At 68.0% G+C, this 11,834-nt stretch carries 10 protein-coding genes; 8 read left to right on the forward strand and 2 right to left on the reverse strand.

Annotated elements, in window-relative coordinates; all coding sequences use genetic code 11:
- Nucleotides 1-93 precede the first annotated feature (93 nt).
- The 3 genes from murJ (at nt 94) to PSR88_RS18515 (ending at nt 5,432) form a co-directional block, all read left to right on the forward strand.
- Nucleotides 94-3,972: a murein biosynthesis integral membrane protein MurJ gene (murJ, locus tag PSR88_RS18505; protein WP_016884721.1), complete on the forward strand. Its 3,879-nt coding sequence runs from the start codon at nt 94-96 to the stop codon at nt 3,970-3,972.
- Nucleotides 3,973-4,019: 47 nt separating this feature from the next.
- Nucleotides 4,020-4,601 carry an RNA polymerase sigma factor SigM gene (gene sigM, locus PSR88_RS18510; RefSeq protein ID WP_011596245.1) on the forward strand — a complete coding sequence of 194 codons (582 nt, stop codon included), beginning with the start codon at nt 4,020-4,022 and terminating at the stop codon, nt 4,599-4,601.
- A gap of 78 nt (nt 4,602-4,679) precedes the next feature.
- Nucleotides 4,680-5,432: a hypothetical protein gene (locus PSR88_RS18515; RefSeq protein ID WP_016884720.1), complete on the forward strand. Its 753-nt coding sequence runs from the start codon at nt 4,680-4,682 to the stop codon at nt 5,430-5,432.
- Between the two features lie 3 nt (nt 5,433-5,435).
- Here PSR88_RS18515 and PSR88_RS18520 read toward each other — a convergent pair whose 3' ends face one another.
- A complete protein-coding gene (locus PSR88_RS18520; protein ID WP_009476729.1) occupies nt 5,436-6,008 on the reverse strand; it encodes a TetR/AcrR family transcriptional regulator in 573 nt (190 codons plus the stop codon).
- A gap of 89 nt (nt 6,009-6,097) precedes the next feature.
- Between PSR88_RS18520 and PSR88_RS18525 the strand changes: the two genes are divergently transcribed.
- From PSR88_RS18525 to PSR88_RS18545, 5 genes are all read left to right on the forward strand, one after another.
- Nucleotides 6,098-7,069: an NAD-dependent epimerase/dehydratase family protein gene (locus PSR88_RS18525; RefSeq protein WP_016884719.1), complete on the forward strand. Its 972-nt coding sequence runs from the start codon at nt 6,098-6,100 to the stop codon at nt 7,067-7,069.
- Nucleotides 7,070-7,105: 36 nt separating this feature from the next.
- The gene (gene nox / locus PSR88_RS18530) at nt 7,106-8,293 is read left to right on the forward strand and encodes a 4,4'-dithiodibutanoate disulfide reductase (protein WP_009476731.1); all 1,188 of its coding nucleotides are present in this window, start codon (nt 7,106-7,108) and stop codon (nt 8,291-8,293) included.
- A gap of 112 nt (nt 8,294-8,405) precedes the next feature.
- A complete protein-coding gene (gene trxB / locus PSR88_RS18535) occupies nt 8,406-9,389 on the forward strand; it encodes a thioredoxin-disulfide reductase (RefSeq protein ID WP_009476732.1) in 984 nt (327 codons plus the stop codon).
- 39 nt (nt 9,390-9,428) lie between these two features.
- Nucleotides 9,429-9,752, forward strand: coding sequence for a thioredoxin (trxA, locus tag PSR88_RS18540; RefSeq protein WP_009476733.1), 324 nt, complete (start codon nt 9,429-9,431; stop codon nt 9,750-9,752).
- Nucleotides 9,753-9,917: 165 nt separating this feature from the next.
- Nucleotides 9,918-11,117: an N-acetylmuramoyl-L-alanine amidase gene (locus PSR88_RS18545; protein ID WP_009476734.1), complete on the forward strand. Its 1,200-nt coding sequence runs from the start codon at nt 9,918-9,920 to the stop codon at nt 11,115-11,117.
- 18 nt (nt 11,118-11,135) lie between these two features.
- On the opposite strand, the gene PSR88_RS18550 is transcribed toward PSR88_RS18545, so the two are convergent.
- Nucleotides 11,136-11,834 carry a hypothetical protein gene (locus tag PSR88_RS18550; RefSeq protein WP_005560833.1) on the reverse strand — a complete coding sequence of 233 codons (699 nt, stop codon included), beginning with the start codon at nt 11,832-11,834 and terminating at the stop codon, nt 11,136-11,138.

Genomic DNA, 11,834 nt, shown 5'->3' on the forward strand with positions numbered 1-11,834 from the left:
GGCCAGAGGCTTCCCGATCGCTCCCATCCCCGGGTCGCGCCGTGGGAGCGGGACCACTGGGCTCGGGAAATCCGGCCGGACGAGGCGCCGACGGTGCAGTTCGCGGCCATCCGCGTCGACCCCTCGCCGCCTCCGGTCCGGGATTCCGGGCCCTCGACCGCGCCGCAGAAGCAGAGCAACTCGCGACTGCTGGCGTCCACCGGCTCGATCGCGGTGGCGACGCTCGTCAGCCGCATCACCGGATTCGCCAAACAGCTCCTCGTCCTGACGCTGCTCGGTGGGTCGGTGGCCAGCTCGTTCACCGTCGCCAGCCAGATCCCGAACATGATCTCCGAGCTCGTGCTGGGAGCGGTGCTCACCGCGATCGTGGTGCCCGTCCTGGTGCGCGCCGAACGCGAGGACCCGGATCAGGGTGCGGCGTTCGTCCGACGCCTGTTCACCGCCACGTGTGTGCTGCTCGGCACGGCGGCGTTGCTGGCGACCGCCGCGGCACCCGTACTCACCACCCACGTCTTCCTGTCGGCCGACGGCAAGGTGAATACGTCCCTCACCACAGCTCTGTCCTATCTCCTCCTGCCCGCGATCCTGTTCTACGGACTGTCGGCGCTGCTCACGGCCATTCTCAACACACGGCAGGTGTTCAAACCCGGTGCCTGGGCTCCGGTGCTCAACAACGTCGTGATGCTCACCGTCCTGGTGATCTACTACGCGACACCGGGGGAGATCACCCTCGATCCGGTGCGGATGAGCGACCCGAAACTGCTGGTCCTCGGTGTGGGCGTCACGCTGGGTGTGGTGGTGCAGGCGCTGAGCCTGGTGCCTGCGATCCGGCGCGAGGGCATCTCGCTGAAACCGCTGTGGGGCCTCGACGACCGGCTCAAGCAGTTCGGCGGCATGGCCGTCGCGATCATCCTGTACGTGCTGATCAGCCAGGCAGGAATGATCGTCGCCACCCGCATCTCGTCCCACGCGGACGCATCGGGTCCCGCGATCTACAACAACGCGTGGCTGCTGCTGCAGCTGCCGTACGGCGTGCTCGGCGTGACGGTGCTGACGGCGATCATGCCGCGGCTCAGCCGCAACGCCGCCGCCGACGACACCCCCGCCGTGGTCGACGACCTGTCCGTCGCCACCCGGCTCACGATGATCTCCCTCATCCCGATCATCACGTTCCTCACGTTCGCCGGCCCCGAGATCGGCCAGGCACTGTACGGGTACGGCAACTTCGGGTCCGGTGACGCCGAACGCCTCGGTCAGGCCGTCAGCTGGTCGGCCTTCACGCTCATTCCCTATTCCCTGGTACTGATCCAGCTCCGCGTGTTCTACGCCCGCGAACAGGCCTGGACCCCCACGTGGATCGTCCTCGGCATCACCGCGGTGAAGATCGCTTTGTCCGCTCTCACCCCCCTCATCGCCTCCAGCGACGACCAGGTGGTCATCCTCCTCGGCGCCGCGAACGGCCTGGGCTACATCACCGGCGCGCTCGTCGGGGGCTGGCTGCTGCACCGCAGTCTCGGCAACCTGCAGATGGCGAACGTCGGCAAGACGGTGTGGGTGGTGGTGCTCGCGTCGATGGCGGGTGCGCTCGTCATGCTCGGCGCCGACCGCCTCCTCGGGCTCGACCGTCTCACCAGTCTGTTCGGCGGTCCGGGCTCGATGGTCCGGGTCATGATCAGCGGTGTCCTGATGCTCGTCGTCACCTTCGTGATCCTCTGGTTCGCGAAGATTCCCGAAATCGTGTCCATCACCGTCGCCGTCGCCCGCAAAGTTCGCGCGCTGCGCGGTCGCGGCGCCGCACCGGAACCGGAGGCCGACCCGCTCGCAGACGCCGAAACCGAACTGATTCCCGTGGTCCGCGCCACACCGCACCACTTCGGGGGACAGCCGCGTGGTATCGAACGACCCGGTGGACTCCCGTACCCTGGACACGAGCGGGTCGGATCGCCGCCCGGTACTGGTCGGAGTTGGGCATTCGAGAATGAAGGAGTGAGGGTGAGCGACGACGACGTGGCCGGCAGCAAGAGAGCCGGAGGTTCTACGGTGCAAGCGTCCGAACGCGATTCGGCCGCCGCCCCCAACGGCGTCGACGCCCCGACCACCCGGATCTCGTCCGAGTCGGCCTCCACCGACTCCGCGAAGTCCGGCAAGCAGGCCGGCGCCGACGCACCGCAGAAGAAGGACGCGGACACGTCCGCGGGCGCCACAGACACTCCGAAAACGGGGCAGAGCAAGGAGACCGGCGGTCCTGCGGATGCGCAGACGAAGGCTGCGCCGACGACTCCCGCCGACGACTCCGGCGAATCGCGCGGAGACACACGTCACATGGGCGCTGCCCCCGCACGGGATCTCAGTTACGACACCGGAGTGATCCCGATCACACCGGCACCCGGACGTGAGCCCGGCGCAGGCCCGCGTCGTACTCCCCGTGGCCCCAAGCTCATTCCCGGCGCGTCCGTCGCGGGCGGTCGGTACCGCCTGCTGACTCCGCACGGTGGTTCGCGCGGACTGCAGTTCTGGCAGGCACTCGACGTCAAGCTCGACCGCGAGGTGGCCCTGACGTTCGTGGACGCCGAACAGCGCTCCACCTCCGCCGGTCCCGAAGGCCCGCAAGCCATTCTGTCGCGCACCCTGCGCCTGGGCCGGATCAACTCGCCCGGTCTCGCCCGCGTGCTCGACGTGGTCCGCGGTAGCTCCGGCGGCATCGTCGTCGCCGAGTGGACCCCGGGCCGCTCGCTGCGGGAGATGGCCGACACGAAGCCGTCTCCGATCGGCGCCGCCAGTGCCATCCGCGCACTCGCCGCGGCCGCCGAGACCGCGCACCGGGCCGGCGGGGCACTGTCCATCGACCACCCCGACCGCGTCCGTATCAGCATCAACGGCGATGCCGTGCTGGCGTTCCCGGCCACGCTCGCCGACTCCGACTCGAGTACCGACGTGCGCGGACTGGGCGCCATGCTCTACGCCCTCATCACCGCCCGCTGGCCGCTGGGTGACCCGTCCGCGCCCTCGGGTGACCCGTCGGGGTCGCACCGTCCGGGCAGCGTCGGCGGTATGCGACTGGCCGACCGCGACTCCAGCGGACAGCCCATCGGACCGCGGGTGATCCGGCCGGAGGTCCCGTTCGAGATCTCCGCGGTGGCGTTGCGCTCGCTCGAGCCGAACGGGGGAATCCGCACGGCGGCCACCGTGCAGCACATTCTCGATCAGGCGTCCGTCGTCAACGACAAGACCGAATTCATCCCCGCCCTGCGGCTCGGGCAGCGGGGCCCCAGCACGACCGGTCACGCTCTCGCCGACCCGGAAGCGTTGGAGGCGGAGAAGAAGAAGTCCAACCGGATGATCGCGGCGCTCGTGGGCCTCGCGGTCGTCACGATCATCGTGCTGGCGCTCCTGGGCTTCTGGCTCGCGACGTTCCTCACGGGCAGCAGTTCCGACGCGCCGCTCACCGAACAGGACTTCGGGCTCACCACGTCGGCCGAGGCACCGCCCAACCCCGAGTCGCCCGCACCCGCGCCCGCCCCGGCGGCGAACGTGGCACCGGTCACGCCCTCGGGGGCAACGGTGTTCTCGCCGCAGGGCACACCCGACTCGGCCGCGAACGCCCGGCTGGCCGTCGACGGCAACACGTCCACCGTGTGGAGCACCGACTCGTACTTCCAGCCCTTCCCCGCGCTGAAGAACGGTGTGGGCCTGATGGTCACGCTGGACGAGCCGGCGACCCTGTCGAGCGTGTGGATCAACTCGCCGACTCCGGGCACCAACGTCGAGATCCGCAGCGCGCCGTCGGAGAACCCGACCCTCGACCAGACGCAGGTGCTCGGTTCGAAGGTCCTCGGCAACGGCGTCACCGACATCCCGGTGAAGTCGGAGGGACCCACCAAGAACGTCCTGGTGTGGATCACCGGCCTGAGCAATTCCGGTGGCAAGAACCAATCGTCCATCGCCGACGTCGGTTTCAACGCCGCGACCTAGTCGGCACCCGGTGCTCGCGGACCGGCGAATTGAGCTAACATCCGCCGGTGCGAATCTTCCGGGGGGATTCCGAGGGTGAGCCCTCGGACGTCGACCTGTTGGCTGCGCACGTCGCCGGCGATCGGCACGCCTTCGAGACACTGCTCGCGCGGCACTACGACCATCTGTGGCACGTCGCCAAACGCACCAGCTACACCACCGAGGATGCGGCGGACGCCCTGCAGGAGGCGCTGCTGTCCGCGCATCGCAACGCAGGCTCGTTCCGCCGGGATGCCGCGGTCCGCAGCTGGCTGCACACGATCGTGGTCAACGCCTGCCTCGACCGGATCCGCCGCAACAAGGCTCGTCCGGCGGTATCCCTGTCCGCGGACGAGGACGACGAGCCGCGCGACGCCCGCGACTATGTGTCCGAGGTGGAGCTCAGCCTGGTGGTCGAGCGCGCACTGGCGCAGCTGCCAGCGGATCAGCGGACCGCGATCGTGGCCGTCGACCTCGAGGGCCGTTCGACCAGCGAGGCCGCCATTCTCCTCGGGGTTCCGGAAGGCACCGTGAAGAGCCGCTGCGCCCGCGGCCGGAAGAAGCTGGCCGCCTCTCTCGAATATTTTCGGGTGGAGGGGAACCGATCATGACTCCGGGGCGTCAAAACGTAGTAGGAGCGGGTAACTGTCCTGACGTCCCGGACCACAACGACTCGGTGAGGAGGTGCCATGGCCGACCGTGAACCCGACCCGTCCGATGCCAAACTGCCTGCACCGCCGTACTCCGAGGACCTGTTGGCCGACCTTCATGCCGGGGTGCTGCCGGAGTCGGTCAGCGATCGCCTGTGGCCGCTCGTCCGGAACGACCCGCAGGCGATGGCGGTGATCGACGCCCTCGACCGGGTCACCGATCAGCTGGGTGCGCTCGGTCGCGATCATTCCGTCTCGACCCCGATTCCCGCCGACGTCGCCGACCGCATCAATCGTGCTCTCGCCGCGGAGCGGGACACACCTGCCGAGGCAACCACCGTGGTCCCACTCGCCCGGCGGCGGAAGTGGGCTGCCGCGGCCGCGGGGACGTTCGCGGCGGCGGCAGCGGTCGTGGTGGCCGTCGCGGTCGTCACGCCGGACAGGCAGGAACCCGAGACGCCGATCGTCGCTCTGCCCAGTTCCGAAATCTCGCCGGCACCAGCCGTTCTCGATCTGGGCACCGATCTCGACTCCGGACGCCTCCTCACCGTGATCGGTTCGCGGCAGCTCGGACCACTCGAGGATCCCGCACAACTGTCGGAATGTCTGCGCGCCAACGGTATCGAAACGTCCCGCCCCCTGCTCGGTTCCGGCGAGGTTCGCCTCGACGGTGTTCCCGGGGTACTGCTGCTGGTGGCCGCGCCGCGTCCGCCGCAGATCACGGCCCTGGTGGTCGGCCGCGAGTGCGGCGCGGGAGATCCGGCGACGATCGCCGTCACCGAGATCGGTTGATCCTCAAGATCGTTCCCGCCCCGAACGGGCGACCGGCAGGAGTAGCTCGAGGATCTTCCCACGCAGTTCCGGGGTGTCGTCCTCGACGGCGATCAGGCTGGTGAACAGCGCGGCGCCGGCGGCGAGCACCAGCACGGCCGTCGCGGTGCTCGACCCGGCCGGGTCCTCCTCGCTCTCGAACAGCTGAGTACTCGGCCCGCTGAATCCCCGCCACAGCGCGGTGCGGAGATCGTCGTGGTCCCGGATCGCGGCCAGCAGACCCGGCGTGGCCGCTCGCACCTCCGGTCGTGAGAACAGTTCGGCGCTGCCGGTCACCACCCAGCGGATCCAGCCTTCGCGGTCGGTGCCCTCGAACGGTGTCAGGTCGGGTGTTGCACCGAGGATGGCGTCGAGAACCAGGTGCGCCTTCGACGGCCACCGTCGGGTGATGGAGGCCCTGCTCACCCCGGACCGCGTCGCGATGGCCCGCATGCTCAGTTGTTCCCAGCCCGATTCCACGAGCATCGCCCGGGTGACCGCGAGGACGTCGGTGTCGATCCGCGGGTCGCGGGGGCGGCCGCTTCCAGTTGCATTCATTGGTTCGAATTGTGGGACAGAAGTGCCTTCCGCGCTATATCGTACCTATTACGAGACCAGTGGCACCGTAATTCGAACAGGACGGTCACATGAAGATCGCGGTCACCGGTGGCACCGGATACGTCGGCGCCCACACCACGCTGGCGTTCCTCGCCGCCGGCCACTCGGTTCGGCTGCTGGTGCTGCCCGCCGAATCTCCCGACGCCGTGCTCGCGGCAGCCGGGGACGACGCCGCGCGGATCGAGCAGGTGGTCGGCGACATCCGCGACGCCCAAGTGGTCGCACGCCTCCTCGACGGCTGCGACGCACTGCTCCACGCCGCCGGGGTAGTGGGCACCGACGATCGACGCGAGCAGCTGATGTGGGAGATCAACACGCAGGCCACCGCCGCGATCCTCACCCGGGCGGCGTTCCTCGGACTCGACCCGATCATCCATGTCGCGAGTTTCAGTGCCCTGTTTCCGTCACCCGACGCCGTCATCGGCCCGGACAGTCCGACGGCGTCGGGCCGCAGCGCGTACGGCCGCACCAAAGCGGCCGCCGATCGCATCGCCCGCGCGCTCCAGGACGCGGGCGCCCCCGTGGTCATCACGTACCCGACGAGCGTCGTGGGTCCCGGGCTCGGATCCACGAAGGGCGTCACCGAACAGGGCTGGGGCGCGATCGTCAGCGGCGGGGTGGCACCCCGATTCGACGGCGGCATGCAGATGATCGACGTGCGCGACGTGGCCGCGGTCCACGCCGCCGCGATGCACCCCGGCCGCGGTCCCCGGCGATACGTCTGCGGCGGCGAACTCGTCGAGTTCAACCAGCTCATCGACGTCCTCGAACACTCGTCGGGCCGTCGACTCCGGCGCATCCCGCTGTCGGGCAGCACCTTTCGCACGCTCGGGCGGATCGCCGACGTGATCGGCAGGTTCACACCTCTCAGCGCGGGGCTCAGTTACGAGGCCGCCTGGTTGCTCACCTCGGCGACCCCGACCGACGACTCGCGCACCCGCGACGAGCTGGAGCTCACCTGGCGGCCCGCCCGCGCGGCGCTGGCCGCGACCTTCACCTGAACGCCCTTCCACCACCACCCTCGAAGGCGGACCACCATGACCGTTCCACCACCGCACCCCGGCATCTGGGAGCCGGCCCGCCTGGGTCCCCTGACGCTGCGCAACCGCATCGTGAAGGCCGCCACGTTCGAGGGCGTCATGCCGCGCGGCCGGATCACCGACCAGCTCGTCGACTTCCACGCCGAGGTCGCTCGCGGCGGCGCCGCACTGACGACCGTCGCGTACTGCGCCGTCTCACCCGGCGGACGCGTCCACGCGAACACCCTCGTGCTCGACCGCGCCCGCGTCCCCGACCTGCGCCGGCTCACCGACGCCGTTCACGCCGAAGGCGGGTTGGTCGCGGCGCAGATCGGTCATGCCGGTCTGGTCGCGAACACACTGTCCAACCGCACCAAGACCCTCGCGCCGTCCACCCGCCTCAGCCCGCCCGCGATGGGTCTGGTGAAGGGGGCCACCCGAGTAGAACTCGACCAGGTCACTCGGGACTTCGAGGACACGGCCCGCAACGCCGTCGAGGCAGGATTCGACGCGATCGAGGTCCACCTGGGGCACAACTACCTCCTCAGCTCGTTCATGAGCCCCAACCTCAACAAGCGGACCGACGAGTACGGGGGCAGCCTGGAGCGGCGGGCGGCGTTCCCCAGGCGGGTGGTCGAGAGAGTGCGCCACGCCGTCGGCGACTCGGTGGCCGTCACGGCCAAATTCAACATGACAGACGGTGTTCCGAAAGGGCTGTGGCTCGACGACAGTCTCCGTATCGCGCAGCTCCTCGAAGCCGACGGGCATCTCGACGCGCTGCAGCTCACCGGGGGCAGCTCGTTGCTCAACGGGATGTACTTCTTCCGCGGCGAGGTTCCGATGGCGGAATTCGTTGCCTCACAGCCCAAGCTGGTGGGCTGGGGCCTGAAGGTCTACGGGCCGCGCATCTTTCCGACGTACCCCTTCGAGGAAGCGTTCTTCCTCCCGATGGCACGGCAGTTCCGCGAAGCCCTGTCGATGCCGCTCATCCTCCTCGGCGGCATCAACAGACTCGACACGATCGAGAACGCACTCGGCGACGGGTTCGAGTTCGTCGCGATGGCGCGCGCCCTGCTCCGCGACCCGGACCTCGTCAACAAGTTCCGCGACCGGCACGTGGCCGAGGGACTCTGCATCCATTGCAACAAATGCATGCCCACCATCTACACGGGCACCCGCTGCGTCATCCGGGAGACTCTGCGCTGATCAGGGCGCCCGCGAGGGGAGCGACCGGTATCACCTGCAGTCAGGGAACAACACCCTTTAGTCTTGTGTTGATCCATACGACTGAGCACCCCCTCACTACTGGAAGGCCCGCATGACCACTCCATCGACGGTTCATGAACTCATCATCGTTGGTTCGGGACCTGCCGGATACACCGCTGCCGTCTACGCGGCGCGCGCGGAACTCGAACCGTTGCAGTTCGAGGGGACCCAGTTCGGTGGCGCCCTCATGACCACCACCGAGGTCGAGAACTTCCCCGGATTCCGTGAGGGAATCATGGGACCCGACCTGATGGACCAGATGCGCGAGCAGGCCAAGCGGTTCGGCACCGACATCCGCACCGAGGACGTCGAGGAACTCGACCTCACCGGCCCGATCAAGAAGGTCGTCGTCAACGGCGAGACCTACCAGGCGCATGCGGTGGTGCTGGCAATGGGCGCCGCAGCCCGTTACCTGGGGATTCCGGGTGAAGAGAAGTTGCTTGGCCGCGGCGTCAGCGCCTGCGCCACGTGTGACGGATTCTTCTTCAAGGATCAGGACATCGTCGTCGTCGGCGGCGGCGACTCCGCCATGGAGGAGGCCACCTTCCTCACCCGCTTCGCGCGCAGCGTCACCGTGGTGCACCGCCGCGAGGAGTTCCGTGCGTCCCGCATCATGCTCGAGCGCGCCAAGGCGAACGCGAAGATCCGGTTCGTCACCAACGCGGCGCCCGTCGAGGTGCTGGGCGAGAACAGCGTCACCGGCCTCGTGATCCGCGACACCGTCACCGGTGAGACCTCCACGCTGGACGTCACCGGCATGTTCGTCGCCATCGGTCACGACCCGCGCAGCGAACTCGTCAAGGGACAGGTCGACCTCGACGACGCCGGATATGTGCTCGTCAAGACGCCGACCACCGCCACCTCCGTGGACGGAGTCTTCGCCGCCGGCGACCTGGTCGATCACATCTACCAGCAGGCGATCACCGCCGCCGGCACCGGTTGCTCCGCGGCGATGGATGCCGAGCGCTGGCTGGCAGAGCGCGGCGACATCACCGCCAACACCGTCGCCGCCGCGGGCTTACCGGTCGACGCCTGACCTCACCACACACACCCACCTCGAGTAAGGGAAATCCCCGTGTCGAATACCGTCACCATCACCGATGATTCGTTCCAGCAGGACGTCATTTCCAGTGACAAGCCTGTCCTCGTCGACTTCTGGGCCACCTGGTGCGGCCCGTGCAAGATGATCGCCCCCGTCCTCGAGGAGATCGCCGGTGAACACAGCGAGAAGCTGACCATCGCGAAGCTCGACATCGACGCCAACCCGGGCGCTGCGCGCGATTTCCAGGTCATGTCGATTCCCACGCTGATCCTGTTCAAGGACGGCAAGCCGATCAACACGATTGTCGGCACCAAGGGCAAGGCTGCGCTGCTGAAAGAGCTCGCCGACGTTCTCTGATCGACACCCGAACACCCGGCGCGATTCCCGATTTTGTGGGAATCTCTGAGACAATCGATCGATGTGCTCCAGTCGCATCAGCTAGACCGACCGGAACACATCGATCGTTTTGTTTGTACCGAGACTCGTATGTACTCGTTGATTCGGACTGAGAGGCCCTGAAACATGCACCGACTCCGTCACGGCGACCATGGTCCGGCCGTCGCTGAGATTCGGGGCACTCTGGCCGGTCTCGGTTTCCTGCACAACGGCGTCGCCGACACCCGTCGCGAGGGCACCAACGGTTCGCACTGGATCGCCCCCGACGCCGTGTTCGATCACCACCTGGACAGCGCCGTACGGGCCTTCCAGCAGCAGCGTGGGCTTCTCGTCGACGGAATCGTGGGTCCTGCCACCTACCGGTCCATGAAAGAGGCGTCGTACCGCCTGGGCGCGCGCACGCTGATCTACCAGCTGTCCGCACCGCTCTACGGCGATGACGTCGCCACCCTGCAGACCCGCCTGCAGGATCTCGGCTTCTATGTCGGTCGCGTCGACGGCTTCTTCGGCCCGCAGACCCACGATTCGCTGTCCTCGTTCCAGCGGGAGATCGGGATCGCCGCCGACGGCATCTGCGGTCCGGCCACCCTGCGGTCGCTCGAGTTGCTCGGCACCCGCGTCACCGGTGGGTCACCGCACGCGATGAGCGAAGAAGAAATGGTTCGCAGCTCCGGACCCCAGCTGAGCGGCAAGCGGATCGTCATCGACCCGGGCCTCGGCGGCGACACCTACGGCACCATCGTCCGGTCCGCGTACGGCACGATCTCGGAGTCCGACATCCTGTGGGATCTCGCCAGCCGCCTCGAGGGCCGCATGGCCGCGACGGGCATGGAGACGTTCCTGTCCCGCCCGCACCACGCCAATCCGACGGACATCGAACGCGCGTCCACGTCGAACGCCTTCGATGCCGATCTGATGATCTCGTTGCGCTGCGATGGCAACACGAGCCCGTCCGCCAACGGTGTCGCGAGCTTCCACTTCGGCAACTCGCACGGTTCGACGTCGATGATCGGTCAGGTCCTCACCGGGTTCATTCAGCGGGAGATCGTGGCGCGCACGCCCCTGCAGGATTGCCGGACCCACGGCCGCACCTGGGACCTGCTGCGTCTGACGAACATGCCGACCGTGCAGATCGACCTCGGTTACCTCACCAACGACCTCGACGCCGCGGTGCTCTCCAACCCCCGGGCCCGCGACGCCATCGCCGAAGCGATCCTCATCTCCGTGAAGCGTCTGTACCTGCTCGGTCAGGACGATCAGCCGACCGGAACGTTCACGTTCGCCGAGTTGCTCGCCGAAGAGCTGTCTTCCTCCGAACGTTCCTGACGTCTCGTTCCCGAACGCTCAGTGCGCACCGACGGGTGTGCGCTCCCCGATGTCGACCATGCTCACCGTCGCGGTGTGGATCAGACGCTCCAGGGCAGCCTCGACGTCTTCCTTCCACCCGTGATCCCGGTTCAGCTCGAGCCGTAGGCGCGGGAACCGATGATGGGGCGCGACGATTTCGAAGCCGTTGTCCTCGAGGAAATCGGCCGGGATCATGCACTCCTCGGGGGAGCACTCGCGCGCCGCTGTGGCTGACGCCATCCCGTGTGTGTCGATCGGCCCGGTTCCGTCGGTGTTGCGGATACCGAACGCCTCGAGCGCGCGAACACCGCGGCGCACGAGATCGGCCACCACGGCTTGGATCAAGGTGGTTCCGAGATTCTGTTCTTCCCCGGCCGGCTCGAGCCGAAGGCTGGTGAGGAGGACAGCGTCGGCACCGACCGGAGCGGTCGGGAGAAGCTGCGCGCGCGGCACCGTCCGTGGGGGAGCGTAGAGGGCGCTGCCGACCGGCTTGCCATCCATGACGGCAACCTGACCGCACGATCCCCATTCGAGCATGACCATGGAGAGCCAGGCTTCCTTCTCGAACTCCTGGTCGCAGAATCCGCGCGAACTGTGGATGGCCGCGGGATCCATTTCCCAGAAGACACAGCGACGAGCGTGGGCGGAGAGCTTGTCCAAGCCGTCGAGAGTGAGCGATGTGACGTGAGTCGACAC

Origin of the sequence: Rhodococcus sp. DK176 (assembly GCF_038447315.2) — a bacterium.
GTDB classification, from domain to species: domain Bacteria; phylum Actinomycetota; class Actinomycetes; order Mycobacteriales; family Mycobacteriaceae; genus Rhodococcus_F; species Rhodococcus_F jostii_A.

Excerpts from the sequence above, each read along its gene's own strand:
- PSR88_RS18515 (WP_016884720.1), top strand. The coding sequence starts at position 4,680 with ATGGCCGACCGTGAACCCGACCCGTCCGATGCCAAACTGCCTGCACCG.
- PSR88_RS18520 (WP_009476729.1), bottom strand. The coding sequence starts at position 6,008 with ATGAATGCAACTGGAAGCGGCCGCCCCCGCGACCCGCGGATCGACACC.
- PSR88_RS18525 (WP_016884719.1), top strand. The coding sequence starts at position 6,098 with ATGAAGATCGCGGTCACCGGTGGCACCGGATACGTCGGCGCCCACACC.
- nox (WP_009476731.1), top strand. The coding sequence starts at position 7,106 with ATGACCGTTCCACCACCGCACCCCGGCATCTGGGAGCCGGCCCGCCTG.
- trxB (WP_009476732.1), top strand. The coding sequence starts at position 8,406 with ATGACCACTCCATCGACGGTTCATGAACTCATCATCGTTGGTTCGGGA.
- PSR88_RS18545 (WP_009476734.1), top strand. The coding sequence starts at position 9,918 with ATGCACCGACTCCGTCACGGCGACCATGGTCCGGCCGTCGCTGAGATT.